This window comes from Pseudomonas sp. 1176_21, assembly GCF_052850635.1.
This window is the reverse complement of sequence record NZ_VXCV01000003.1, coordinates 114,776-140,430: the sequence shown is the minus strand read 5'-3', so window position 1 is coordinate 140,430 and position 25,655 is coordinate 114,776. Positions and strand designations below refer to the sequence as shown.

Sequence of the window (25,655 nt, the reverse complement as noted above, 5' to 3'; positions counted from 1 at the left end):
TCTCCTTTCAGTTCTCTAGTTTTTTGCGCCTACTACTACTGCTTTGAAACTTAAAAGTTGCCCTGGACCCAGCGCTTGAGTCGCTCAAGCACCGGGGCCTTCGGTTCATCGCCATAGCTGTTGCTGCTGATACCGGTCAGGGTCACGCCTTCGGACTGCTTCTGCAGGCCATAGGTCAGAAGGCCCACGCCGGTGGAATAGATGGGGTTGCGCACCACGTCGCTCAGGCCCCGCACGGTGTAAGGCACGCCCAGGCGTACCGGCATGTGGAAAATCTCTTCGGCCAGTTCCACCGCGCCTTCCATCTTGGCGGTACCGCCGGTGAGCACGATGCCGGCCGGCACCAGGTCTTCGTAGCCACTGCGACGCAGTTCGGCCTGGATCAGGGTGAACAGTTCGTCGTAGCGTGGCTCGACCACTTCGGCCAGGGCCTGGCGCGACAGTTCGCGCGGCGGACGATCACCCACGCTCGGCACCTTGATGGTTTCGCCGGCACCGGCCAGCTTGGCCAGGGCACAGGCGTAGCGGATCTTGATCTCTTCGGCGTACTGGGTGGGGGTACGCAGCGCCATGGCGATGTCGTTGGTCACCTGGTCACCGGCAATCGGAATCACCGCCGTGTGGCGGATGGCGCCCTCGGTGAAGATCGCGATGTCGGTGGTACCGCCACCGATGTCCACCAGACACACGCCCAGCTCTTTTTCGTCATCGGTCAGCACCGAGTAGGCCGAGGCCAGTTGCTCGAGAATGATGTCGTCGATTTCAAGGCCGCAGCGGCGCACGCATTTTTCGATGTTCTGTGCTGCATTGACCGCACAGGTGACCACGTGCACCTTGGCTTCCAGGCGCACACCGGACATGCCCAGCGGCTCGCGCACGCCTTCCTGGTTGTCGATCACGTAGTCCTGCGGCAGGGTGTGCAGCACCCGCTGGTCGGCCGGGATGGCCACGGCCTGGGCCGCGTCCAGCACCCGCTCCAGGTCCGCCGCGCTGACTTCGCGATCGCGGATGGCGACGATGCCGTGGGAGTTCAGGCTGCGGATGTGATTGCCCGCCACGCCGACGAACGCCGAGTGAATCCGGCAGCCAGCCATCAGCTGGGCCTCTTCGACGGCGCGCTGGATCGACTGCACGGTGGATTCGATATTGACCACCACGCCCTTCTTCAGCCCGCGCGATGGATGGGTGCCGATACCGACGATTTCCAGGGTGCCATCGGCGGCCACTTCGCCCACCAGTGCAACCACCTTGGACGTACCGATATCCAGCCCGACGATCATTTTGCCGCTATGCGCATTTGCCATGGGTCCTGCCTCTCTCTAATTCTTCGCAACAGCGGGTTGGGCTGTCGTCGGTGCATTCGGTTCCCGCCAGCCAACGGCCAGGCCATTGGCGTAACGCAGATCGATGCGGGCGATGTTCGTGATCTGTTCTTTGAGCGTCTTGTCGTAAATGGCAATGAAGCGGCGCATCTTTTCCACCAGATGGTCGCGCCCCAGCAGCAACTCGATACCCGGCCCGGCGCTGCCGGCACCGGTGGTCAGGAACCAGCTGCCCCGCTCACGCAGTTCCAGCCGGGCGATCGAGAAGCCCATGGGCCGCAACATCTGGCTCAGTACCTGATATTGCTGCATCACTTGCTGCTGCGCCCGCTGCGGCCCGAACAGCTGCGGCAGGTGCTCGTAGTTGGCCAGCTCGCGCGGGGTGAAGGCCTGGCCCTGGTTGTTGAGCAGGGCCTCGTCGCCCCAGCGCGCCACCGGCAGCTGTTCCTCGAGGCGGATCACCACTTCGTCCGGCCACACGCGGCGCACTTCGGCATGCGCGATCCACGGCATCTGCTCGAGCTCGGTGCGCATGCTGGCCAGGTCGACGGTGAAGAAGCTGGCGGCCACGTAGGGCGCGATACGCTGCTGCACGGCCTGCTGGCTGATGTAGCTCAGGTCGCCCTGCACGGCGATCTTGGTGATCGGCCGGTCGGCATACGGCATCAGGCGCTGTGCGCCCTCGTAGGCACCGAACCCGGCCACTACCAGCAGAACCGGCCACAGCAGACGCTTGAACACGCTGAAATTGGCCTTGGGCAGGCGCGCCGACAGTGGCTCCTTGGCCACCATCCGGCTGGCACCGCGCGGCACCGGCTTGCGGCCGGTGGCGGGTTGCTGATGACGTACCATCGCGCCTTGCATGGGCTTAACCTCGCGCCTCGACGCTGGCCGCCAGGATCGCCAGCACCAACTGCTGGAAGTCCAGGCCGGCCGCGCGTGCCGCCATTGGGACCAGGCTGTGATCGGTCATGCCTGGTGCGGTGTTGACTTCCAGAGGCCAGAAGTTGCCCTGCTCGTCCTGCATCACGTCCAGACGACCCCAGCCGGCAATGCCGATGGCGTCGCACGCACGTGCGGTCAGTTCGATCAGTTCCTGTTCCTTGGCAGCGTCCAGGCCGCACGGAATGCGGTACTGGGTATCGTTGGCGACGTACTTGGCGTCGTAGTCGTAGAACGTGTGCGGGGTGCCCAGCGCAATCGGCGGCAGCACCTGGCCGCGCAGCACGGCAATGGTGAACTCCGGACCGTGAATCCATTGTTCAACCAATACTTGCGAGTCGTAGGTGGCAGCGTCCTTCCAGGCAACGATCAATTCTTCGACGCTGCTCACTTTCGCCATACCGATACTGGAGCCTTCATGGGCCGGTTTGACGATCAAAGGGAAGCCCAGTTCCGCGCCCGCAGAAATACAGTCTTGCTCGCTGGCCAGCACCGCGTGATGCGGGGTTGGAATACCCAGGCTTTTCCACACCTGTTTGGTGCGCAACTTGTCCATCGCCAGGGCCGACGCCAGGATGCCGCTGCCGGTGTAGGGGATACCCAGGCACTCGAGCAGGCCCTGCATGCTGCCGTCTTCACCGCCACGGCCGTGGAGAATGATGAAGGCGCGGTCGAGCTTCTCGCGCTGCAGACGGTCGAGCAGATCGTCACCCACATCGATGGCGATCACCTCGACGCCGGCGCTGGTGAGCGCCTCGATCACCGCGGCGCCGGACTTGAGCGACACCTCGCGCTCGGCGCTCTTGCCGCCGTACAGCACGCCGACACGGCCGAAGGCCTTCGGGTCGATGGTCGAGTGCAGCTTGGAGTATTGAGCAGTCATTTGGCCTTCCCTGCGGTGGCAACCGCGCCCGCGAACAATGGGCTTTTCAACAATTGCGGGGCCAGGCCACCGATGTCGCCGGCACCCTGGCACAGCAGGATGTCACCGGCACGCAGCAGCGGCTTGACCAGTGGCGCCAGCTCGATGCCGCGCTCGATGTAGATCGGGTCCAGCTGGCCACGCTGACGGATGCTGTGGCACAGCTGGCGGCTGTCGGCCCCCGGGATCGGCTCTTCGCCGGCCGGGTAGACCTCCATCAGCAGCAGCACGTTGGCATCGGCCAGCACCTGCACGAAGTCGTCGTACAGGTCGCGGGTACGGCTGTAGCGGTGCGGCTGGTAGACCATCACCAGGCGGCGCTCCGGCCAGCCACCGCGCACGGCCTTGATCACGGCCGCCACTTCGGTGGGGTGGTGACCGTAGTCGTCCACCAGCATCACGCTGCCACCGTCGACCGGCAGTTCGCCGTACACCTGGAAACGTCGGCCCACGCCCTGGAAGCCCGAAAGCCCCTGCACGATGGCCTCGTCGCTGATGCCCTCGTCGGTGGCGATGGCAATGGTGGCCAGTGCATTGAGCACATTGTGGTTGCCCGGCATGTTCACCGACACGTCCAGCGGCTCGCGGTCACGGCGCAGCACGGTGAAGTGGGTCTGCATGCCCGACTGGCGCACATTGATCGCGCGCACGTCGGCTTCCTCGGCAAAGCCGTAGGTCACTGCCGGGCGCTTGACCAGCGGCAGGATCTCGCGCACCACCGGATCATCCAGGCATACCACGGCCAGGCCGTAGAACGGCAGGTTGTGGAGGAACTCGACGAAGGTCTTCTTCAGCTTGTTGAAGTCGCCCTCATAGGTCGCCATGTGGTCGGCGTCGATGTTGGTGACCACGGCCACCAGCGGCTGCAGGTGCAGGAAGCTGGCGTCGCTTTCGTCGGCTTCGGCAATCAGGTAGCGGCTGGTACCCAGTTGTGCATTGGTACCTGCTGCATTCAGCCGGCCACCGATCACGAAGGTCGGGTCCAGGCCGCCGGCGGCGAACACCGAGGCCAGCAGGCTGGTGGTGGTGGTCTTGCCGTGGGTACCGGCTACCGCGATGCCGTGACGATAGCGCATCAGTTCGGCGAGCATCTCGGCACGCGGTACCACGGGGATACGCCGCTCAAGGGCCGTCGCCACTTCCGGGTTGGCCGTATTGATGGCACTGGACACCACCAGTACATCGGCACTGGCGGCGTTCTCGGCGCGGTGGCCAAGGAAGATTTCGGCACCAAAGGACTCCAGGCGCTCGGTGACCGGCGAGGCCTTGAGGTCCGAGCCGGAAACCTGGTAACCCAGGTTGAGCAATACCTCGGCAATACCGCACATGCCCACGCCGCCGATACCGACGAAGTGGATGCGGCGGATACGGCGCATTTCAGGTTGCGGGATGGCTTTCTGGCTTTCAACCATGGGCCACCTCCAGGCAGATATCGACCACGGTGCTGGTAGCCGCGGGTTTGGCCAGGCGTCGTGCGGTGCTGGCCATGGTGTCGAGTTTTTGCGGTTGCATCAGTACCTCGTTCAGGCGTTCAGCGAGCTGCGCTGCGCCAGTTGTCGCTTGTGGCATCAGGAAGGCGGCGCCTTCACGTGCCAGATAGTGGGCGTTGTGGGTCTGGTGATCGTCGATGGCATGGGGCAGCGGCACCAGCATCGAGGGCAGACCGGCCGCAGCCAGTTCGCTGACGGTCAGCGCACCCGCCCGGCAGATCACCAGGTCGGCCCAGCCATAGGCGTGGGCCATGTCTTTGATGAACGGCTCTACCTGAGCCTCGATCCCGGCCTCGCGATAGCGCTCGGCGGTAATCTGGTCATGCTGCTTGCCGGCCTGGTGGAACACCTCGGGGCGCAGGGCCTCGGGTACCAGGGCCAGGGCCTGTGGCAACAGTTTGTTCAACGGCTCCGCGCCCAGGCTGCCGCCCAGCACCAGCAGGCGCGCGCGGCGCCCGGCCAGTGGCTCGCGCACAGGCTCCAGGAACAGCTCGCCGCGCACCGGGTTGCCGGTGGTGCGCAGTTTGTCGCTGGCCTCGAAGGTGTTCGGGAAAGCTTCGCAGACTCGGCCTGCCAGCGGCACCAGCAGCCGATTGGCGGTACCGGCCTTGGCGTTCTGCTCGTGGATCACCACGGGCACGCCAGCCAGCTTCGCCGCCACACCGCCCGGGCCGGTCACATAGCCGCCAAAGCCGACCACACACACCGGCTTGATCCGACGGATGATGCGCCGCGCCTGCAGCACCGCCTTGAACAGGGTGAACGGCGCCTTGAGCAGCGACAGCTTGCCCTTGCCACGCAAGCCGGTGACCTGGATCAGGTGCAGTTGCAACCCGGCCTGGGGCACCAGCTCGTTTTCGATACCGCGTGGGGTGCCCAGCCAGTGCACGGTGTAACCGCGTGCCTGGAACTCACGGGCGCAGGCCAGGGCCGGGAACACGTGGCCCCCGGTGCCGCCTGCCATGATCAATACGTTTTTGCCTTCAACGGCCATGTCTTGGCTCCTCGGCAAAATCGCTCTCATCGAATTCATGTTCTTCGCTGCCCAGGTGCGTGCGGCTCTCCCACTCGATGCGCAGCAGCAGGCCCATGCACACGCAGCAGATCACCAGCGAGCTGCCGCCGTAGCTGAGGAACGGCAGGGTCAGGCCCTTGGTCGGCAGCAGGCCGACGTTCACCCCGATGTTGATCAGGAACTGGCCGATCCACAGGAAGGCCAGGCCGTAGGCCATGTAGGCGGCAAAGAACTGCTTGGCTTTCTCGGCCCACAGACCGATGTACATCGCGCGCAGGCTGACGAACACGAACAGCGCAACGGTCAGCAGCGAACCGACCACGCCCAGCTCTTCGGCCAGTACCGAGAACACGAAGTCGGTGTGTGCTTCGGGCAGGTAGAACTGCTTCTGCACGCTGTTGCCCAGGCCCACGCCCAGCCACTCGCCGCGGCCGAAGGCAATCAGGGCCTGGGTCAGCTGATAGCCGGAACCGAATTGATCCGACCAGGGGTCGGTGAAGGTGATCAGGCGCGCCATCCGGTAGGGTTGCGCCTGTACCAGAATGAACACCGCCGCCACCGCCAGCACCACCATCAGGCTGAAGCGGAACAGCCCCACCCCGCCCAGGAACAGCATCGCCGCGGCGGCGCCCATCATCACCACCGTGGCGCCGAAGTCCGGCTCCATCAGCAGCAGGCCGGCCATCGGCAGCAGCACGATGAACGGCTTGAAGAAGCCCATCCAGCTCTCGCGCACCTCGGTCTGGCGGCGCACCAGGTAGCCCGCCAGGTAGATCACCACGAACACCTTGGCGATCTCGGAAGGCTGCACGTTGAAGAAGCTGAAGCCGATCCAGCGCATCGAGCCGTTCACTTCGCGGCCGATGCCCGGCACCAGTACCAGCACCAGCAACCCGAAGGCACCGACCAGCATCATGAAGCCCATGCGCTGCCAGGTGGCGATCGGCACCATCATGGTGACGACGCAGGCGACCAGGCCGATGGCCACGTACACCAGGTGACGGATCATGTGGTAAAGCGGGTTGCCCGACTGCAACGCGGCCACTTCCGAGGAGGCCGAGGTGATCATCACCAGGCCAAGGCCCAGCAGCGCCAGGCAGCCAGCGAGCATGGCGAAATCGAGGTCGATGCCGCGACCGGTGACCAGGGGGGACGGATAAGGCTTGATGATGCCGAAGATCATGCCAGCCCCTCCACGGCCTGGGCGAACAGGCGCCCACGCTCTTCGAAGTTCTTGAACATGTCCAGGCTTGCGCAGGCAGGCGACAGCAGCACGGCGTCGCCTGGCTGGGCCAGCGCGGCGCCCTGCTGCACGGCTTCGTCGAGGCTGCCGACGCGAATCAGCGGCACGCTGTCGCCCAACGCCTGGGCCAGGCGCTCGGCATCACGGCCCAGCAGCACCACGGCGCGGCAGTGCGCCGCCACCGGGGCACGCAGCGCCGAGAAGTCCGCGCCCTTGCCGTCGCCGCCGGCCACCAGCACCAGCTTGCCGTCGATATCCGCACCCAGGCCCTCGATGGCCGCCAGCGCGGCACCGACGTTGGTGGCCTTGGAGTCGTCGTACCAGCTCACGCCGTCACGCTCGCGCAGCCACTGGCAACGGTGGGCCAGGCCGGCAAAGGTGCGCAGGCTGGCCAGCATGGCGTCGAACGGCAGGCCTGCAGCATGCCCCAGGGCCAGCGCCGCGAGGGCGTTGGACTGGTTGTGCGCACCACGGATCTTCAGCTCGCGCACCGGCATCAGGGTCTGGAACTCGAACGCCAGGTACTTCTCGCCGTTCTCTTCGCGCAGCCCGAAGCCCTTGAAGTCGGGCACATTCAGGCCGAACGTCCAGCACGGCACGTTTTCCATCGGCAGCGGACGGCTCAGGGCATCCTGGCGGTTGACCACCACCTGCCGTGCGCCACGGAAGATCCGGTGCTTGGCCAGGTGATAGGCCGGCAGGCCGCTGTAGCGGTCCATGTGGTCTTCGCTGACGTTGAGCACGGTGGCCACTTCGGCATTCAGCTGATCGGTGGTCTCCAGCTGGAAGCTCGACAGCTCCATCACGTACAGCTCGATGGCGTCGTCCAGCAGGTCCAGTGCCGGGGTACCGAGGTTGCCGCCCACTGCCACACGTTTGCCTGCCGCAACGGCCATCTCCCCGACCAGGGTGGTGACGGTGCTCTTGGCATTGGAACCGCTGATGGCAATGATCGGCGCCTTGGCATTGCGCGCGAACAACTCGATGTCGCCCGACAGCTTCACGCCGCGCGCGGCCGCCTGCTGCAGGGCCGGGGTCGCCAGGGCCAGGCCGGGGCTGACGTACAGCTCGTCGGCACGGCACAGGAACTCCACATCCAGTTCGCCACAACGCACTTCCACCTGCGGGTAGTCGCGGCGCAAGGTCGCCAGCTCCGGCGGGTTCACGCGGGTATCGGCCACCGCAAACGCAATGCCCCGGTTCGCCAGGAAGCGAACCAGGGACATGCCGCTCTTGCCGAGGCCGACAACGATGCGGAAGTGGTCAGACGCGATCAGGGACACTCGTTTCTACCTCAGTTTCAGGGTGGCAAGGCCGAACAGCACGAGAATCACGGTGATGATCCAGAAGCGGACGATCACCCGAGGCTCGGGCCAACCCTTGAGTTCAAAGTGGTGGTGGATCGGTGCCATGCGAAACACGCGCTTGCCGGTCAGCTTGAAGGAGGCCACCTGGATCACCACCGACAGGGTCTCCATCACGAACACGCCGCCCATGATGAACAGCACGATCTCCTGACGCACGATCACGGCAATGGTGCCCAACGCGGCACCCAGTGCCAGGGCACCGACGTCACCCATGAACACCTGCGCCGGGTAGGTGTTGAACCACAGAAAGCCCAGGCCCGCGCCGATCAGCGCGCCGCAGAACACGATCAGCTCGCCGGCGCCCGGCACGTAGGGGATCAGCAGGTATTCGGCGAACTTCACGTTGCCCGACAGGTAGCAGAAGATACCCAGCGCACCACCGACCATCACCGTCGGCATGATCGCCAGGCCGTCCAGGCCGTCGGTCAGGTTGACCGCGTTGCTCGAACCCACGATGACGAAATAGGTCAGCACCACGAAGCCGATGCCCAGCGGGATGGTGACATCCTTGAGCATCGGCACGATCAGGGTGGTTTCCACGCTGGTGGGCGCGGTCATGTACAGGAAGATCGCCGCGCCCAGGCCGAACACCGATTGCCAGAAGTACTTCCAGCGGCTTGGCAGGCCACGCGAGTTCTTCTCGATCACCTTGCGGTAGTCGTCGACCCAGCCGATGGCGCCGAACAGCAGGGTGACGATCAGCACCACCCACACATAACGGTTGGTAAGGTCGGCCCACAGCAGCGTGCTCACGCCAATGGCGGACAGAATCAGCGCACCGCCCATGGTCGGGGTGCCGGACTTGGAGAGGTGCGATTGCGGGCCGTCATTGCGCACGGCTTGACCGATCTGGCGAATCTGCAGGGTACGAATCATCCAGGGGCCCAACCACAGGGCCAGCGACAACGCGGTCAGTACACCCAGAATCCCGCGCAGGGTCAGGTACTGAAAGACCGCGAAGCCTTTGTAGAACTGTTGCAGATACTCAGCCAGCAGCAGCAGCATTAATGTTTCTCCCCGCTGGAACCGCACAAGGCCGCCACGACGTTTTCCATCGCAGCGCTGCGCGAACCCTTGATCAAAATGGTGGTGTTGTTGGCCTGCTCGACGCGAACGGCGTCGATCAAGTCAGCTTGAGTGGCGAAATGATGGGCCCCGGTGCCAAATGCCTTGACCGCTTCGGCCATCATCGGGCCCACGGCATAAAGTGCTGCAACCTTGCCCCTGGCGTATGCGCCGACCTGCCGATGCCCTTCCTCGGCCCACTGGCCCAATTCGCCGATATCCCCGAGCACCAGGACGGTACGCCCGGAAAAGCCGGCGAGTATATCAACGGCAGCGCACATGGAGGTGGGGTTTGCGTTGTAACTGTCGTCGATCACGCGCACACCGGTGGGCGCCATGTGCACCACGGTGCGGCCCTTGACCGGCTGCACCGAGTCAAGACCCTCGACGATGCCTTCCAGTGTCACGCCGAAAGCCTGTGCGGCAGCCGCGGCGGCCAGGGCGTTGCTGACATTGTGAGTGCCCAGCAGGTTGAGCTGGACGCGGGCATTGCCCAGCGGGCTGCGCAATTCGAAACCGGGGCAGCCGCGTTCGTCGTGACGAATGTCGGTGGCATGAAAATCTGCGTCGGCATTGGCCAGGGCGAAAGTGATCACAGGGTGATGGCCGGCGCGCTGCTTCCAGATGCCGAAGGCCTTGTCATCCAGGTTCAATACCGCCACGCCATCCTGGCCCAGGCCTTCGAGGATCTCGCCCTTGGCTTCGACGATTTTCTCCGGCCCGCCGAACTCACCCACATGAGCGGTACCGGCGTTGTTGATGATCACCACCTGCGGCCGGGTCAGGCCGACGGTGTAGGCGATTTCGCCGATGCGCGAGGCGCCCAGCTCGATGACCGCCGCCGTATGGTGCGGGGCCAGCTCCAGCAGGGTAAGCGGTGCGCCGAAGTCGTTGTTGAGGTTGCCACGGGTGGCCAGTACCGGCCCGCGGGTGCGCAGGATGCTGGCCAGCATCTCCTTGACCGTGGTCTTGCCACTGGAGCCAGTGATTGCGGCAACCGGCTTGTCGAAGGCGGCGCGATTGAGCGCCCCCAACTGGCCCAGGCCCAGGCGGGTATCGGCGACCACCAGTTGTGGCAGGCTGCTGCCCGGCACTTCGTGCTGCACCAGCGCCGCGACGGCGCCCTTGGCTGCCACTTCGTCCAGGTAATCGTGACCGTCGAAACGCGGCCCGGCCAGGGCGACGAACAACTGGCCAGGGGTGATCGCGCGGCTGTCGATGCTGACGCCATCGAAGGTTGCATCCTGGCCATGCAGGCGGCCCTGCAGCGGCGCTACCAACTGGCTGAGGGACATTGACTCAAGCATTCGGGGCCTCCCAGGCTGCCAGGGCTCTTTCGGCCTCGACCAGGTCGGAGAAGTCATGGCGCTCGCCGTTGATCTCCTGGTAATCCTCGTGCCCCTTGCCCGCCAGCACGATGACGTCGTCGGCAGCGGCGGTGGCAATCAGGTGCGCAATCGCCGGGCCACGGCCGGCGATGAACTCGACGCTTTCACCCCGGGCGAAGCCTGGGCGGATATCGTCGAAAATCTGCTGGGGCGCCTCGCTGCGCGGGTTGTCGTCGGTGACCAGCACGCGGTCGGCCAGGCGCTCGGCCACTTCGGCCATCAGCGGGCGCTTGCCGCGATCGCGGTCGCCGCCGCAGCCGAACAGGCACAGCAGCTTGCCTTGCGCATGGGGACGCAGGGCTTCGAGGACCTTTTCCAGGGCATCGGGGGTGTGGGCGTAATCGACCACCACCAACGGCTTGCTGCCACCGCCCAGGCGCTGCATGCGCCCTACGGGGCCTTCGAGCTGCGGCGTGACCTTGAGAATTTCGTCCAGCGGATGATCCATCGCCATCAGCGTGCCGACCGCGGCCAGCATGTTGCTGAGGTTGAAGCGCCCGAGCAGGCGGCTGCGCAGCATATGCTCGCCCTGTGCCGTTACCAGCACCGCACGCACGCCATCGTCGTCGAACTTCGCTTCGCGGCAGTACAGCGAGGCGGCAGGGTCGACGAGGCTGTAGCTGATCAGACGCGAATCACCCTTCTGCGCCGCCAGCTCACGCCCGAAGGCATCGTCCAGATTGACCACCCGCGAACGCAGGTCGGGCCAGGCGAACAGGCGCGCCTTGGCGGCCTGGTAGGCCTCCATGCTGCCGTGGTAGTCCAGGTGATCGCGTGACAGGTTGGTCATTACCACGATGTCGAAGGCCAGTGCCGCTACCCGGCCCTGTTCCAGCGCATGGGAGGACACTTCCATGGCCACGGCCTTGGCGCCAGCCTTCTTCAGGTCGCCCAGGGTCGACTGCACGGCAATCGGATCTGGCGTGGTCAGCCGGCCACTTTGCAGCTGGCCATAGAAGCCGGTACCCAGGGTGCCGATCAGGCCGCAGTGCTGGCCCAGCAGGTCGAGCGCCTGGGCCACCAGCTGGGTGACGCTGGTCTTGCCGTTGGTGCCGGTCACGCCGATCAGCTCGAGCTGGCGGCTCGGCTCGCCATAGAAGCGCCCCGCGATATCCGACAGCTGGGCAATCAGGCCCTTGACCGGAATCATCGGCACATCGGTGATCGGCAGCACGGTGGTGTTCTGCACTTCATAGGCCACGGCTGCCGCGCCGCGCTTGAGCGCATCGGCAATATGCTCGCGGCCGTCGACACGCGCACCCGGCACCGCCAGGAACAAGTCCCCGGCACGGACCTTGCGGCTGTCCAGGGTCAGTTCACGGATCAACGGGTCGTTGTTGCCGCTCAGGGCAAACAGCTTACTCAATGGCATCGACATCAACCGCGCCCTCCCTTGGCGGGCGCAGCACCGGCCTGCTGCTGTGGAGTAGGAGCCGGCAGGTTGTCTGGCGGCACGTTCATCAGTCGCAGGGTGCCGGACATGACCTTGCTGAATACCGGCGCCGATACCAGGCCGCCGAAGTAGCCACCCTTGCTCGGCTCGTCGATCACCACCACGATGGCATAGCGCGGATCGCTCATCGGACCGAAGCCGGTGAACAGCGAGCGGTAGGCGTTCTCGGTGTAGCCCTTGGAACCGACGGTGGCCTTACGGGCCGTACCCGACTTGCCGCCCACGTGATAGGAAGGCACCTGCGCACGGAACACGCCACGTGGCGCTTCGATGACCTGCTGCAGCATGCCCTGGATGGTCTTGGCGGTATCCTCGGGCACCACCTGGGTGGCTTCCGGGGTCTTGTCCACCTTGAGAATGCTCAGCGGTACCATCTTGCCGTTGTTGGCCAGCGCGGCGTAGGCATGCACCAGCTGCAACGCGGTCACCGACAGGCCGTAGCCGTAGGACAGGGTCGCGGTCTCGGCCTTGCGCCACTCGCGGTGGTTGGGCAGGTTGCCGACACGCTCGCCCGGGAAGCCCAGGCCGGTGTACTGGCCCAGGCCCAGTTGCGACATCACGCGGTAGATGGATTCGCCACCGATATCGAAGGCGATCTTGCTCATGCCCACGTTACTGGAGTTGATCAGGATGCCGGTCAGGTCGAGGATCGGGCCTTCGCTCCTGGACACGTCACGAATGGTGTAGCGGCCCAGCTGCAGGGTGCCCGGATAGACCTCGACTTTGTCCGTCGGCTTCCAGCGCCCACTTTGCAGGGCGGCGCTCATGGAGAAAGGCTTGACCGTGGAACCCGGCTCGAACACGTCGATGATGGCACGGTTGCGCATCGCCGCCGGGAACATGCTGCGGCGGTTGTTGGGGTTGTAGGTGGGCTGGTTGACCATGGCCAGCACTTCGCCGGTCTTCACATCCATGATCACCAGGCTACCGGCCTTGGCTTCCTGTTCGGCAATCGCGTTACGCAGTTCGCGGGTGGCCAGGTACTGCAGACGCAGGTCGATGGACAACGCCAAGGTCTTGCCGGCCTTGGCGTTCTTGGTGACCTGTACGTCCTTGATCAGCCGGCCGCGCCGGTCCTTGATCACCTGCCGCTTGCCGGGCACCCCGGCCAGCCACTCGTCGTAGGCGAGCTCCACCCCCTCGCGACCGTGATCGTCGAGGTCGGTGAACCCGACCATGTGCGCAGCGACATCGCCGGCGGGATAGAAGCGGCGGAACTCTTCGATGCCATACACGCCGGGCACCTTGAGGTCGAGCACCACCTGGCCCTGCTCCGGGGTAAGGCCGCGGACCAGGTAGATGAATTCCTTGTTGGCCTGCTGTTCGAGGCGCTCGGCCAGTTGCTGCGGGTTCTGCTTGAGCGCGGCGGCAAGCGCCGGCCAGCGGTCCTTGGCAGCCTGCATCTCCTTGGGGTTGGCCCACAGGGTGGTAACCGGCGTACTCACGGCCAGCGGCTCGCCGTTGCGGTCGGTGATCAGCCCGCGGTGCGCAGGAATCGGAATGTGACGCAGGCTGCGGGCATCGCCCTGCCCCTTGAGGAAGTCGCGGTCGACCACCTGCAGGTCGACGATACGCCAGGCAATGGCCCCCACCATGATCACCAGCAGGCCGACCACAACGCGGAACCGCCACGGGTAGAGTGCGCCTTCAAGTTTCATCATGGCGCCACCATCCGTACTTCGTCAGCGGCGGGAATGCGCATGTGCAGCTGTTCGCTGGCCAGGTTCTCGATGCGGCTGTGGGCGGTCCAGGTGCTCTGCTCCAGAATCAACCGGCCCCACTCGGCCTGCGCCTTGTCGCGTTCGTTCAGCTCGCCGTACAGGGTATTGAGCAACTGGCGGTTCCAGTGCGCACTGTAGGACACCGCCACCGACGAAACGAGCACGCCAATGAACAGCAGCAGCATCAGGAAGCTGCCGCCTGGCAAAGGCTTGGCGAAAAGCCTGCTCAACGCAGCTTCTCCGCCACACGCATGACCGCACTACGCGAGCGCGGGTTGGCCTTGAGCTCGGCCTCGGAGGCGAACTGCGCCTTGCCATGGACCTTGATCTTGGGCTCGAAGGGCTTGTGTTGTACCGGCAGGTTGCGCGGCAGGTTGTCGGCCTCTCCCTTGGCCAGCTTGCGCATGAACAGCTTGACGATGCGGTCTTCCAGCGAATGGAAGCTGATGACCACCAGACGGCCACCGATCTCGAGCGTGTCGAGGGCAGCCTCGAGCCCGGCTTCGAGGTCGCCCAGCTCGTTGTTGACGTGAATGCGCAGCCCCTGGAAAGCACGGGTGGCGGGGTTCTTGCCCTTTTCCCACGCGGGGTTGGCGACCTTGAGCACTTCGGCGAGGTCGGCGGTACGGGTAAAGGGTTGCTGCTCGCGACGGGCGACCACGGCGTTGGCCATGCGCTTGGCGAAACGCTCTTCGCCGTACTCCTTGAACACGCGGGCGATTTCTTCGGCCGGCGCGGTGGCGATGAACTCGGCGGCGCTGACGCCACGACTCGGGTCCATGCGCATGTCCAGCGGGCCGTCGTTCATGAAACTGAAGCCGCGCTCGGGGTCATCGAGCTGCGGCGAAGACACGCCCAGGTCGAGCAGGATGCCATTGACCTTGCCGGACAGGCCCCGCTCGGCGACTTCGGCGCCCAGCTCGGCGAAACTGCGCTGCACAATGACAAAGCGGCCGTCTTCGGCCGCCAGCGCTTGCCCGGTGGCAATCGCTTGTGGGTCCTTGTCGAACCCCAGCAGCCGACCCTGCGGCCCCAGGTGCTGGAGAATCAGCCGGCTGTGCCCGCCACGCCCGAAGGTGCCATCCAGATAGCAGCCATCGGCGCGTACGGCGAGAGCCTCGACGGCTTCGTCAAGCAGTACGGTGATGTGTTTGAAGCCACTACCTATAGTCACAGGATCAGATCACGCAGTTCATCAGGCATCGCGCCCGGTTGTTGAATGGCCACCAGGTCAGCTGCAGCAACAGCGTTCCAGGCGTCCTCGTCCCACAGTTGGAATTTGTTCAGTTGCCCCACCAGCATCGCCCGCTTGTCCAGCTTGGCGTACTCGCGCAGACGCGGTGGCACCAGGAAACGCCCACTGCCGTCGAGCTCCAGATCCACCGCATTGCCGATCAGCAGACGCTGCAGGCGACGGTTCTCTTCGCGTAACGACGGCAAGGCACGCAGCTTGGCTTCGATCAGTTCCCACTCATCCAGCGGATACACGCACAAGCAGGGATCAACCGCGTCGATCGTCACGATCAACTGCCCGGAACTGCGCGAATCGAGCTCGTCACGGTACCGGCTCGGCATTGCGAGACGGCCTTTTGCGTCGAGGTTGATTGCGTTGGCTCCGCGAAACACGGCTGCACTTCCCTAAATGTTAGCTTTTTTGTGTCTGAAAACCCACTTCATGCCACTTTCCGCCACTTGCGCACACTATAGGAATCCGCCCACCACACCGTCAAGGCGCGCTTATAAGGAAAACCCTTACAGATCGGCGATTTAGAGCAACAAGGCGATACAAAGAGGAGAAACGAGAGGGGTTTTGACGGGGAAAGGCAAATTCACTCAAACGGATAGAGTGCAAAGTTAAAGTGATTTATGAAGAGTAAGATTTTTTTGGTATTACCAGAACACATCTGCTATCGAATCAAGCAGGAAGGGAAAAGGTGGAGAGTCGATCTGTAAGCCGGGTTCTGTCGAGGACAGTCATTCCTCTACGACGGCCATCACTGGACGCCTTTAGCAACCTACCCGGTTCCAACGCGGGCCGCGCCATATGGAACCCTATTTGGTCTTGCTCCGAGTGGGGTTTACCTAGCCACGGACTGTTGCCAGCCGTGCGGTGCGCTCTTACCGCACCTTTTCACCCTTACCGGCACCGAAGTGCTTAGGCGGTTATTTTCTGTGGCACTTTCCGTAGGCTCACGCCCCCCAGGCATTACCTGGCACTCCGCCCTATGGAGCCCGGACTTTCCTCCCCCCTCTTTTGCGGAACAAAAGAAGGCAGCGACTGTCCAATCGACTCTCCGCCGCAAAGGTTAACGGCAGCGGGCCCCGAGAACAAGCGATAAAACAAATAATATCACTATGACATTAGTGGTCTTTCTGTTTTTCCAACGCTATTTGATACAAAACATTCTTCCGCACCCCGGTAATTTCCGCCGCCAGGGCTGCTGCACGCTTGAGCGGCATCTCTGCCAGCAGAAGATCAAGCACGCGCATCACTTCGCTGCTCACGGCCTCTTCGTTCTCCGGGGCGGTCCAGCCCGCCACCAGCACCACGCACTCCCCACGTTGCTGATTGCTGTCGTTTTCGACAAACGCGCGCAGCTCGGCCAGGGGCAGCCCCTTCAGGGTCTCGAAGGTCTTGGTCAGCTCACGAGCCAGCAACGCCGGCCGTTCGCCGCCAAACACCGCCTCCATGTCCTGCAGACACTCCAGAATGCGGTGCGGCGCCTCATAGAAAATCAGCGTACGGGGTTCTTCCTTGACCTGGCTCAGGCGCGCGCGGCGACCTACCGCCTTGGCCGGCAGAAAACCCTCGAAGATGAACCGGTCGGACGGCAGGCCCGCCGCCGACAACGCCGCGATCAGTGCGCAGGCGCCCGGTACCGGCACCACATCGATGCCCGCCGCTCGCGCCTGGCGCACCAGGTGGTAGCCCGGGTCAGAGATCAGCGGCGTACCGGCATCGGAGATCAACGCCACATCGTCGCCGGCCAGCAGGCGCGTGATGAAGCGGCTGCCCTCGTCGCGCTCGTTGTGCTCGTGACAGGCGGCCAGCGGCGTGTTGATGCCGAAGTGCTGCAGCAGACGGACCGAGTGGCGCGTGTCCTCGGCCGCGATCAGCGCCGCCTCGCGCAGTACCTTCAAGGCCCGGGCGCTCATGTCATCCAGGTTGCCAATGGGCGTAGCCACCACGAAAAGCTTGCCGGCAGTGGAATTGGAAGCACCTGGAGCATCGGTCACAGCACACACCTGTAAATAGAGAACAAAGCGCCATTGTAGCCCGTAAGGCGGCAACAATGCGTTACCCACAGCGGCGGCATGCCTGCGCAGGACGACCTATATTGAAGGATTAACGCCAGCAAGATCGCGCCCCGGCCAGCGCTTGGGTACAATTGCAGGTTAATTTGATCGAGTAACAGGATTTTTACATGATCGCTTGCCTGCGGCTGCTCTCAGCCCTCTGCCTCGCTGCCCTGCTGGCAGCCTGCGCCAGTTCGCCCTCGTCCAGCCTGGGTGAGCTGCCGCGCACTCCGGATGCCAGCATCGAGCAACTGCTCGACCAGGCCGCCACCAGCAAGACACCTGAAAAGGCCGCATTGTTGCGCCTGAGCGCCGCTGACCTGGCCTACCACCAGAAAGACTTCGCACGGGCCTCGCGGATCCTCGAGCAGGTGCCGCTAGATACCCTCAAGCCGGCACAGCAAGTGTTCGCCAGCACCCTTGGCGCCGAGCTGGCGATGAGCCGCAACCAGCCCAAGGCCGCCCTCACCGCCCTGAGCCACCCGAGCCTGGCCCGGTTGGACGAACTGCCGCCCGAGCTTCAGGTGCGCACCCGCAGCGTGCACGCCGCCGCCCTGGAAGCCGATGGCCAGACCCTGGCTGCCGCGCAACAGCGCGTCGCCATGGCTCCCCTGCTCAGCGGCGCCGCCGCCAGTGCCAACCACGAGGCCATCTGGAACCTGGTTGCCGCCCTGCCCACCGAACAACTGCAAGGCACCGGCACCGACGTGATGGCCGGCTGGACCAGCCTGGCCCTGGCCGTCAAGAGCGCCGGCACCCTCGAACAGCAGCAGGCCGCCATCGAAAGCTGGCGCAACCAGCACGCCGGCCACCCTGCCGCCGTGCAACTGCCACAGCCCCTGCTCAAACTCAAGGAACTGGCCAGCCAGCCGCTGACCAAGATCGCCCTGCTGCTGCCCCAGGAAGGCCCGCTGGCAGGTGTCGCCCGCGCCCTGCGCGACGGCTTCATGGCGGCGCACTTCCAGGCCCAGCAGGCCGGCCAGAAGCCGCCTTCGGTCGAAGTCTTCGACAGCTCGCGCCTGACCTCCCTCGATGACTTCTACCGCAAGGCCCAGGCCAGCGGCGTCCAGCTGGTGGTAGGCCCGCTCGAGAAGAACCTGGTCAAGCAGTTGAGCGCCTACCCGCAACTGCCGATCACCACCCTGGCACTGAACTACAGCGACGCCGGCCAGACCGGCCCGGCGCAACTGTTCCAGTTCGGCCTGGCCGCCGAAGACGAAGCCCGCGAAGTCTCGCGCCGCGCCCAGGCCGACGGCATGCGTCGTGCCGTGGCCCTGGTGCCGAGCGGCGAATGGGGCGATCGCGTACTCAAGGCCTTCCGCCAGGACTGGGAAGCCAAGGGCGGCACCCTGATTGCCGCTGCCCACGTGTCGCAGCCGGTAGCCCTGGCCCAGCAGATCGCCGACCTGTTCCAGCTGCGCCAGAGCGAAGGCCGCGCCAAGAGCCTGCAGAGCACCGTGGGCGGCAGTGTCTCGGCACAGCCATCGCGTCGCCAGGACATCGATTTCATCTTCCTGGCCGCAACCCCGACCCAGGCCCAGCAGATCAAGCCGACACTGAACTTCCAGTACGCCGGTGACGTACCGGTGTATGCCACCTCCAACGTGTACAGCGCCAGCGGCAACGTCAACGAGTACAACGACATGAACGGCATTCGCTTCTGCGAAACGCCGTGGCTGCTCGACACCGGCAACAGCCTGCGCCAGCAGGTGGTACGCCAGTGGCCGCAAGCGGCTGGCAGCATCGGCCGCCTGTACGCGATGGGTGCCGATGCCTACAGCCTCGCGCCGCGCCTGGGCCAGCTCAAGGCACTGCCGGACAACCGTATCGAAGGCCTGTCCGGTAGCCTGAGCATGAGCGCCAACCAGCGCATCGAACGCCAGTTGCCATGGGCCGAGTTCACCGGCGGTCAGGTCAAGCGCCTGCCGGACACCCCGCGCTGATGCCCGACGGTTCTCGCCAGGCCGCAGGTATCGCGGCCGAACAGCAGGCCCTGCATTACCTTCAGGCGCAGGGCCTGCAGTTGCTGGCGCAGAACTGGCGATGCAAACGCGGCGAGCTTGATCTGGTCATGCTTGACGGCGATACAGTAGTATTCGTCGAAGTCCGCTACCGGCTGCACGCGGGCTTTGGCGGAGCACTGGCCAGCGTCGATACCCGCAAACAGCAAAAACTGGTGCTAGCGGCCCAGTATTTTCTGCAGCAGGAGGCGCGCTGGGCCAACCAGCCCTGTCGTTTCGACGTGATTGCCCTGCAGGGCCGCGGCCACTCGGGCACACCGCTCGACTGGCTGAAGAACGCTTTCGACAGTTGAACCCGCCCCGCTTGATGCATCCGTTACCCACTCAACTTTTTTGCTCTTTGTTTCGCGGGCTGCACAGTCATGTGCCGCAGGGTCTTCAAGACGTTGCGACACGCCCGACCAGCCGCCCCACTTAAGGTCACACAGATGGACATGCAATCCCGAATTCGCCAGCTATTCCAGGCCAGCATCAACACCAAGCAACAGGCGATGGAAGTCCTTGCACCACACATCGAGCAAGCCAGTCAGGTGATGGTCAACGCGCTGCTCAACGAGGGCAAGATGCTCGCCTGCGGCAACGGCGGCTCGGCGGGCGATGCCCAGCACTTCTCGTCCGAACTGCTCAACCGCTTCGAGCGCGAGCGCCCGAGCCTGCCGGCCATCGCGCTGACCACCGACAGCTCGACCATTACCTCGATCGCCAACGACTACAGCTACAACGAGATCTTCTCCAAGCAGATCCGCGCCCTGGGCCAACCGGGCGACGTGCTGCTGGCGATTTCCACCAGCGGCAACTCGGCGAACATCATTCAGGCGATCCAGGCCGCACATGATCGCGAAATGATTGTCGTAGCTCTGACCGGACGCGATGGCGGCGGCATGGCCTCGCTGCTACTGCCCGAAGATGTGGAGATTCGCGTACCGGCCACCGTCACCGCACGCATCCAGGAAGTCCACCTGCTGGCGATCCACTGCCTTTGCGACTTGATCGACAGCCAATTGTTCGGGAGTGAAGAATGACCCCTAATCGCCTTGGCCTGATGGCCCTGACCCTGTGCCTGAGCATCACCGGCTGCAGTTCGGTGATTACTGCCAGCCGCGAAAACCCGATCGAGGACGATCGCGGCACCCGCACCTTCGGCAGCAAGATCGACGACTCGTTGATCGAAACCAAGGTAGCGGTGAACGTGGCCAAGGCCAGCCCGGACCTGGACAAGAACTCGCACATCGTCGTCACCAGCTTCAACGGCATCGTGCTGCTGGCCGGGCAGACCCCGCGCGCCGACCTCAAGAGCCTGGCCGAGCAGACCGCCGGTCAGGTGCAGCGGGTCAAGAAGGTGCACAACGAACTTCAGGTGCTGCCGCCCTCCTCGCTGCTGGCGCGCAACAATGACGCCTGGCTGACCACCAAGATCAAGGCCCAGATGCTGACCGACAGCAACATCCCCGGCTCGCGCATCAAGGTGGTGACCGAGAACGGCATCGTCTACCTGCTGGGCCTGCTGACCCAGCAGGAAGCCAATCAGGCCACCAACCTGGTGCAAGGCGTGTCGGGCGTGCAGAAGATCGTCAAGCTGTTCGAATACATCGACTGACCGCGGCTTCACGCCCTTCGCCGGCCTCGCCGGTGAAGGGCGTGAAGCCGCCGGCGCACCGCAACCCCCACCGACACCCCACAGGAATACCCATGAAGAACGGCCTGTTCGCCACCCTGCTGATCGCTACCTTCGCCACCCTGGCCGGCTGCTCCACCCCAAGCCTGATCACCCTCAATGATGGCCGTGAGTTCCAGGCGGTCGACGCGCCGAAACTCGAACGCAGCTCCGGCTTCTACGAGTTCCAGCAGCTCGACGGCAAACGAACCCGTGTGAACAAGGATCAGGTGCGCACCATCACCGACCTGTAAGCACACAGGCCCAAAAAAAAGGCGACCCCGCAAGGTCGCCTTTTTTCATTTCACCACTTTCAGGCTCGGACGCCCACTTGGCCGCGGCGGCTGCCCGCCACTCGGCGGGCCGTCATCATCCGGCTCGACGCCCTCGTCCTCGAGGTCGTCATCCTCCATCAGTGGAGGCTCGAGCTCGAACACCATGCCTTGGCCATTCTCACGGGCATAGATACCCAGGATGGCGCCGGCAGGCACGTACAGCGTGTGGGCAACCCCACCGAAACGCCCCTCGAAGCTCACAGCTTCGTTATCCATGTGCAAGTGACGCACGGCATTGGGCGACACGTTCAAAACGATCTGGCCATCGCTGGCGAAGCCCTGAGGCACCTGCACCGCGGGGTACTCGGCATTGACCAGCATGTGCGGCGTGCAATCGTTGTCCACGATCCACTCATACAAGGCTCGCACCAGATACGGACGACTGGAGTTCATCAACGGCTCCTTAAAACCTAACGCATATCGCGTTCAGCGGCGGACAGGCTGGCCTTGAAGGCTTCCCGCGCAAACTGACGCTCCATGTAATCGAGCAGCGGCTTGGCTGGCCGCGGCAGTTCGATACCCAATACCGGCAAACGCCACAGTATGGGCAATAGACAACAATCCACCAGGCTTTGCTCCTCACTCAGGAAACAAGGCTTGTCGGCGAACAACGGCGAAACGCCGGTAAGGCTCTCGCGCAGCTCCTTGCGCGCCTGCACGCGGGCAGGCTCCTTGCTGCGCGGGTCGAGAATCAGGTCCACCAGCGAACACCAGTCACGCTGGATACGGTGGATCAGCAGGCGGCTGTTGGCACGCGCCACCGGGTAGACCGGCAACAGCGGTGGGTGCGGGTAGCGCTCGTCGAGGTATTCCATCACCACGGTCGACTCATACAACGCCAGGTCACGATCAACCAGGGTCGGTACGCTGCCATACGGGTTGGCTTCCAGCAGCTTGGGCGGCTGGCGCCCGGCTTCGACACTGATGATCTCGACGCCGACACCTTTCTCGGCGAGAACGATGCGCACCCGATGAGAATAATGATCAGCGGGGTCGGAGTAGCAGGCTAACCGATTGGTCACGCCCATGGGGGTCCTCCTCGCGTGTTGAACTTATGAAATTACAAATGCAAACGCGCCCTGGGGGCCCTCCATACTGCAGAGGGGCCCCAGGGCGCGCGTTAAACTAACAGATTTTACCCTGCGATCAGTGCACGTCCTTCCAGTATTCGCGCTTGAGCAGGTAGGCGAACACGAAGAAGAAGGCCAGGTACAGCAGCACGTAGGTGCCGATGCGCTGGCTCTGCAGCTTGACCGGGTTGGCCGAGTAGGCCAGGAAGGTCACCAGGTTCTTGACCTTCTCGTCGAACTGCTCGTCGGTCAGGGTACCTGATTTCGGCACGATGGTCAGCTGATCGCACGCTTCGTGGGTCAGCGGGGCACCGGTGAGCGGGTCAAACTGCTTCTTGCCCTCGACCACGGTCTGGATCTGCTTGCAACCGACCACCTGACGCCCCTGCAGGCCCACCAGCACGTTTGGCATGCCAACGTTGGGGAAGACCTTGTTGTTCACACCCCAAGGGCGTGACGGGTCCTCGTAGAAGGCCCGCAGGTAGCTGTACAGCCAATCGGTGCCGCGTACCCGCGCCACCAGGGTCAGGTCGGGCGGCGCCGCACCGAACCAGGCCTTGGCGTCGGCCGGCTGCATGCCGATGTTCATGTGGTCGCCGATCTTGGCGCCGGTGAACACCAGCTTCTCGAGCATCAGCTCGTGCGGGATGCCCAGGTCATCGGCGACACGCTCGTAACGCTGGAACTTGGCGCTGTGGCAACCCATGCAATAGTTGGCAAAGGTCCGTGCGCCGTCCTGCATGGCGGCCTTGTCGGTCAGGTCGATGTCGACCTTGTCCAGTTCCACGCCGTGTTCGGCGGCGAAGGTCAGCGAAGGCATCACTGCCAGGAGCAATACTGCAAATAGCTTTTTCATCAGCCAGTCACCCTTTCCGGAACCGGTTTGGTCTTCTCGAGCCTGGTGTAGAACGGCATCAGAATGAAGTAGGCGAAATACAGGAAGGTACATACCTGCGACAGCAAGGTGCGGCCCGGGGTTGGCGCCAGCACGCCGAGCACGCCCAGGATCACGAAGGAGATGCAGAACACCCACAGCCAGGCCTTGCTCATCCAGCCCTTGTAGCGCATCGACTTGACCGGGCTACGGTCCAGCCATGGCAGCACGAACAGCACCGCGATCGCAGCACCCATGGCGATCACGCCCAGCAGCTTGTCGGGTACCGCACGCAGGATCGCGTAGAACGGCGTGAAGTACCACACAGGGGCGATGTGCTCCGGGGTCTTGAACGCGTTGGCCTGTTCGAAGTTGGGTTTCTCCAGGAAGTAGCCGCCCATTTCCGGGAAGAAGAACACGATCATGCAGAAGACGAACAGGAACACCACCACGCCGACGATATCCTTGACGGTGTAGTACGGGTGGAACGGGATGCCGTCCAGCGGAATGCCGTTCTCGTCCTTTTTCTTCTTGATGTCCACGCCATCCGGGTTGTTCGAACCCACTTCGTGCAGCGCCAGGATGTGCAGCACCACCAGGCCGAGAATCACGATCGGCAGGGCCACCACGTGCAGGGCGAAGAAGCGGTTCAGGGTAATGCCGGAGATCAGGTAGTCGCCACGGATCCACTGGGTCAGGTCGCCGCCGATGACCGGGATGGCACCGAACAGCGAGATGATCACCTGGGCACCCCAGTACGACATCTGGCCCCAGGGCAGCAGGTAGCCCATGAAGGCCTCTGCCATCAGCGCCAGGTAGATCAGCATGCCGAACAGCCATACCAGCTCGCGTGGCTTCTGGTACGAGCCGTAGAGCAGGCCACGGAACATGTGCAGGTAGACCACGATGAAGAACGCCGACGCACCCGTGGAGTGCAGGTAGCGCAGGATCCAGCCGTATTCGACGTCACGCATGATGTATTCGACCGAGGCGAACGCCTCTTCGGCCGAAGGGGTGAAGCTCATGGTCAGCCACACGCCGGTCACGATCTGGTTGACCAGGACCAGCAGGGCCAGGGAGCCGAAGAAATAGAAGAAGTTGAAGTTCTTCGGTGCGTAGTACTTGCTCAGGTGATCTTCCCACATCTTGGTGGCGGGGAAGCGGGCGTCAACCCAGTCCATGAACTTACTCATCACGCGTTCTCCTGATCGACGCCGACGACGATGATGTCATCCGACTCGTACGAGTGCGGTGGCACTGGCAGATTGAGCGGCGCTGGCTGGGACTTGTAGACGCGGCCGGCGAGGTCGTAGTGGGAGCCGTGGCATGGGCAGAAATAGCCACCCACCCACTTGGGACCCAGGTCGACAGGCGCCACTTCGGGACGGAAGGTCGGCGAGCAGCCCAGGTGGGTGCACAGGCCGACGAGCACGAGGATTTCCGGCTTGATCGAGCGGTTCGACGGGTCGACGTAGGCCGGCTGCTCCGACGCCTTGGACTCGGGGTCGGAGAGCTCACCGGTGATCTTCTTCAGGTTGCCCAGGATCTCCTCGGTGCGGCGGACGATGAACACGGGTTGGCCGCGCCATTCAGCAATCATCTGCTGGCCGGGCTCCACCTTGGCGATGTTGACCTTGACCGGTGCACCGGCAGCTTTCGCCTTGGCACTGGGAAACCATGACCCTACGAACGGGACCGCAGCCCCCACCGCTCCTGCAGCACCCACCACGGACGTGGCTGCTACCAGGAAGCGGCGCCGGCCTGCATTGACGCCGTCATTGCTCATTCAGTCCTCTCCCATCAGCTTTGTGGCCTGTTGCAACAGGCATCTACTAAGTAAATTTCGAACTGCTAAAAATAAATTTCGAACTGCTAAAAATTTGCCGCATGGTAATGAAAAGACCCATCGAAGACAAGGTTATTACCCGGCATAAAGGCTGTATCCCTTATAGCACTTGACCTGCGTCTATGCGGCAAGTTGTCACACGGGGTCGGCAGCCCCTTTTATTCAAGACATAAAAAAAGCCCGGTTCCACCAGGAACCGGGCTTTTTTTGAACGCCGAAGCGAATTAACGCTTGGAGTACTGAGGACGCTTACGTGCTTTACGCAGACCCACTTTCTTACGCTCGACTTCACGAGCGTCACGGGTAACGAAGCCAGCTTTGCGCAGAGCGCCACGCAGGGTTTCGTCGTAGTCCATCAGTGCACGGGTGATACCGTGACGGATAGCGCCCGCTTGACCGCTGACACCACCACCGATGACGGTGACGTAGATGTCGAACTTCTCGGTGGTTTCGGTGAGTTCCAGCGGCTGGCGAACTACCATGCGCGCGGTTTCACGACCGAAGAAGGTCTCGAGGGAGCGGTTGTTGATGGAGATGCTGCCAGTACCCGGACGCAGGAAAACGCGTGCGGTTGCAGTCTTGCGACGGCCAGTGCCGTAATTTTGAGTCGCCGACATAATGAACTATTCC

Annotated in this window: 26 protein-coding genes and 1 other RNA gene; 5 read left to right on the top strand and 22 right to left on the bottom strand. The window is 63.7% G+C overall.

Features of this window, described 5'->3' with window-relative positions; translation table 11 throughout:
* Positions 1–50: 50 nt before the first annotated feature.
* The 16 genes from ftsA to rsmI form a co-directional block, all read right to left on the bottom strand.
* Positions 51–1,304 carry a cell division protein FtsA gene (ftsA, locus tag FW760_RS08800; protein WP_043862071.1) on the bottom strand — a complete coding sequence of 418 codons (1,254 nt, stop codon included), beginning with the start codon at positions 1,302–1,304 and terminating at the stop codon, positions 51–53.
* 15 nt (positions 1,305–1,319) lie between these two features.
* Positions 1,320–2,186, bottom strand: a complete 867-nt coding sequence (locus FW760_RS08795) for a cell division protein FtsQ/DivIB (RefSeq protein ID WP_043862070.1) — start codon at positions 2,184–2,186, stop codon at positions 1,320–1,322.
* A 4-nt stretch (positions 2,187–2,190) separates the two neighbouring features.
* Positions 2,191–3,147: a D-alanine--D-alanine ligase gene (locus tag FW760_RS08790; RefSeq protein WP_043862069.1), complete on the bottom strand. Its 957-nt coding sequence runs from the start codon at positions 3,145–3,147 to the stop codon at positions 2,191–2,193.
* Positions 3,144–4,598 carry a UDP-N-acetylmuramate--L-alanine ligase gene (gene murC / locus FW760_RS08785; protein WP_043862068.1) on the bottom strand — a complete coding sequence of 485 codons (1,455 nt, stop codon included), beginning with the start codon at positions 4,596–4,598 and terminating at the stop codon, positions 3,144–3,146. The genes FW760_RS08790 and murC overlap by 4 nt, the downstream gene beginning before the upstream one ends.
* Positions 4,591–5,670, bottom strand: coding sequence for an undecaprenyldiphospho-muramoylpentapeptide beta-N-acetylglucosaminyltransferase (gene murG, locus FW760_RS08780; protein WP_058540879.1), 1,080 nt, complete (start codon positions 5,668–5,670; stop codon positions 4,591–4,593). The genes murC and murG overlap by 8 nt, the downstream gene beginning before the upstream one ends.
* A complete protein-coding gene (gene ftsW, locus FW760_RS08775) occupies positions 5,660–6,874 on the bottom strand; it encodes a putative lipid II flippase FtsW (protein ID WP_054914837.1) in 1,215 nt (404 codons plus the stop codon). Before ftsW ends, murG begins: the two co-directional genes overlap by 11 nt.
* Entirely contained in the window at positions 6,871–8,217 is a 1,347-nt protein-coding gene (gene murD / locus FW760_RS08770) for a UDP-N-acetylmuramoyl-L-alanine--D-glutamate ligase (RefSeq protein WP_116052223.1), read from the bottom strand. The genes ftsW and murD overlap by 4 nt, the downstream gene beginning before the upstream one ends.
* Before the next feature lie 6 nt (positions 8,218–8,223).
* A complete protein-coding gene (mraY, locus tag FW760_RS08765; RefSeq protein ID WP_043862064.1) occupies positions 8,224–9,306 on the bottom strand; it encodes a phospho-N-acetylmuramoyl-pentapeptide-transferase in 1,083 nt (360 codons plus the stop codon).
* Positions 9,306–10,673 (bottom strand): UDP-N-acetylmuramoyl-tripeptide--D-alanyl-D-alanine ligase, encoded by a 1,368-nt coding sequence (locus FW760_RS08760; RefSeq protein ID WP_116052224.1) that lies wholly within the window; start codon positions 10,671–10,673, stop codon positions 9,306–9,308. Before FW760_RS08760 ends, mraY begins: the two co-directional genes overlap by 1 nt.
* Entirely contained in the window at positions 10,666–12,132 is a 1,467-nt protein-coding gene (locus tag FW760_RS08755) for a UDP-N-acetylmuramoyl-L-alanyl-D-glutamate--2,6-diaminopimelate ligase (protein ID WP_043862062.1), read from the bottom strand. The genes FW760_RS08760 and FW760_RS08755 overlap by 8 nt, the downstream gene beginning before the upstream one ends.
* Complete coding sequence (locus FW760_RS08750) at positions 12,132–13,865, bottom strand: peptidoglycan D,D-transpeptidase FtsI family protein (RefSeq protein ID WP_162484872.1); 1,734 nt, start codon at positions 13,863–13,865, stop codon at positions 12,132–12,134. The genes FW760_RS08755 and FW760_RS08750 overlap by 1 nt, the downstream gene beginning before the upstream one ends.
* Positions 13,865–14,158 (bottom strand): cell division protein FtsL, encoded by a 294-nt coding sequence (gene ftsL, locus FW760_RS08745; protein WP_043862060.1) that lies wholly within the window; start codon positions 14,156–14,158, stop codon positions 13,865–13,867. Before ftsL ends, FW760_RS08750 begins: the two co-directional genes overlap by 1 nt.
* Positions 14,155–15,102 carry a 16S rRNA (cytosine(1402)-N(4))-methyltransferase RsmH gene (rsmH, locus tag FW760_RS08740; protein ID WP_446443726.1) on the bottom strand — a complete coding sequence of 316 codons (948 nt, stop codon included), beginning with the start codon at positions 15,100–15,102 and terminating at the stop codon, positions 14,155–14,157. The genes ftsL and rsmH overlap by 4 nt, the downstream gene beginning before the upstream one ends.
* Positions 15,099–15,554 carry a division/cell wall cluster transcriptional repressor MraZ gene (gene mraZ / locus FW760_RS08735; RefSeq protein ID WP_043862058.1) on the bottom strand — a complete coding sequence of 152 codons (456 nt, stop codon included), beginning with the start codon at positions 15,552–15,554 and terminating at the stop codon, positions 15,099–15,101. The genes rsmH and mraZ overlap by 4 nt, the downstream gene beginning before the upstream one ends.
* Positions 15,555–15,862: 308 nt before the next feature.
* Positions 15,863–16,222, bottom strand: an RNA gene (gene rnpB / locus FW760_RS08730) — RNase P RNA component class A.
* Positions 16,223–16,289: 67 nt separating this feature from the next.
* Complete coding sequence (rsmI, locus tag FW760_RS08725; RefSeq protein WP_043862057.1) at positions 16,290–17,165, bottom strand: 16S rRNA (cytidine(1402)-2'-O)-methyltransferase; 876 nt, start codon at positions 17,163–17,165, stop codon at positions 16,290–16,292.
* A gap of 188 nt (positions 17,166–17,353) precedes the next feature.
* Here rsmI and FW760_RS08720 point away from each other — a divergent pair, with 188 nt between their 5' ends.
* The 5 genes from FW760_RS08720 to FW760_RS08700 all read left to right on the top strand — a co-directional run bounded on the left by FW760_RS08720 (position 17,354) and on the right by FW760_RS08700 (position 21,154).
* Complete coding sequence (locus tag FW760_RS08720; protein WP_116052225.1) at positions 17,354–19,168, top strand: penicillin-binding protein activator; 1,815 nt, start codon at positions 17,354–17,356, stop codon at positions 19,166–19,168.
* Positions 19,168–19,539, top strand: coding sequence for a YraN family protein (locus FW760_RS08715; RefSeq protein WP_043862055.1), 372 nt, complete (start codon positions 19,168–19,170; stop codon positions 19,537–19,539). Before FW760_RS08720 ends, FW760_RS08715 begins: the two co-directional genes overlap by 1 nt.
* Before the next feature lie 135 nt (positions 19,540–19,674).
* Positions 19,675–20,268, top strand: a complete 594-nt coding sequence (locus FW760_RS08710) for a phosphoheptose isomerase (protein ID WP_043862054.1) — start codon at positions 19,675–19,677, stop codon at positions 20,266–20,268.
* A complete protein-coding gene (locus FW760_RS08705; protein WP_043862053.1) occupies positions 20,265–20,843 on the top strand; it encodes a BON domain-containing protein in 579 nt (192 codons plus the stop codon). The genes FW760_RS08710 and FW760_RS08705 overlap by 4 nt, the downstream gene beginning before the upstream one ends.
* Before the next feature lie 92 nt (positions 20,844–20,935).
* Entirely contained in the window at positions 20,936–21,154 is a 219-nt protein-coding gene (locus FW760_RS08700) for a YgdI/YgdR family lipoprotein (protein ID WP_043862052.1), read from the top strand.
* A gap of 45 nt (positions 21,155–21,199) precedes the next feature.
* On the opposite strand, the gene FW760_RS08695 is transcribed toward FW760_RS08700, so the two are convergent.
* From FW760_RS08695 to rpsI, 6 genes are all read right to left on the bottom strand, one after another.
* A complete protein-coding gene (locus FW760_RS08695; protein WP_043862051.1) occupies positions 21,200–21,628 on the bottom strand; it encodes a ClpXP protease specificity-enhancing factor in 429 nt (142 codons plus the stop codon).
* 17 nt (positions 21,629–21,645) lie between these two features.
* The gene (locus FW760_RS08690; RefSeq protein WP_043862050.1) at positions 21,646–22,263 is read right to left on the bottom strand and encodes a glutathione S-transferase N-terminal domain-containing protein; all 618 of its coding nucleotides are present in this window, start codon (positions 22,261–22,263) and stop codon (positions 21,646–21,648) included.
* Positions 22,264–22,381: 118 nt separating this feature from the next.
* On the bottom strand, positions 22,382–23,161 hold the full coding sequence (locus FW760_RS08685; RefSeq protein ID WP_043862049.1) for a cytochrome c1: 780 nt from the start codon (positions 23,159–23,161) through the stop codon (positions 22,382–22,384).
* Positions 23,161–24,372 carry a cytochrome b gene (locus tag FW760_RS08680; RefSeq protein WP_043862048.1) on the bottom strand — a complete coding sequence of 404 codons (1,212 nt, stop codon included), beginning with the start codon at positions 24,370–24,372 and terminating at the stop codon, positions 23,161–23,163. Before FW760_RS08680 ends, FW760_RS08685 begins: the two co-directional genes overlap by 1 nt.
* Positions 24,372–24,965 (bottom strand): ubiquinol-cytochrome c reductase iron-sulfur subunit, encoded by a 594-nt coding sequence (petA, locus tag FW760_RS08675; RefSeq protein ID WP_043862047.1) that lies wholly within the window; start codon positions 24,963–24,965, stop codon positions 24,372–24,374. The genes FW760_RS08680 and petA overlap by 1 nt, the downstream gene beginning before the upstream one ends.
* A 284-nt stretch (positions 24,966–25,249) precedes the next feature.
* On the bottom strand, positions 25,250–25,642 hold the full coding sequence (gene rpsI, locus FW760_RS08670) for a 30S ribosomal protein S9 (RefSeq protein ID WP_043862046.1): 393 nt from the start codon (positions 25,640–25,642) through the stop codon (positions 25,250–25,252).
* Positions 25,643–25,655 lie beyond the last annotated feature (13 nt).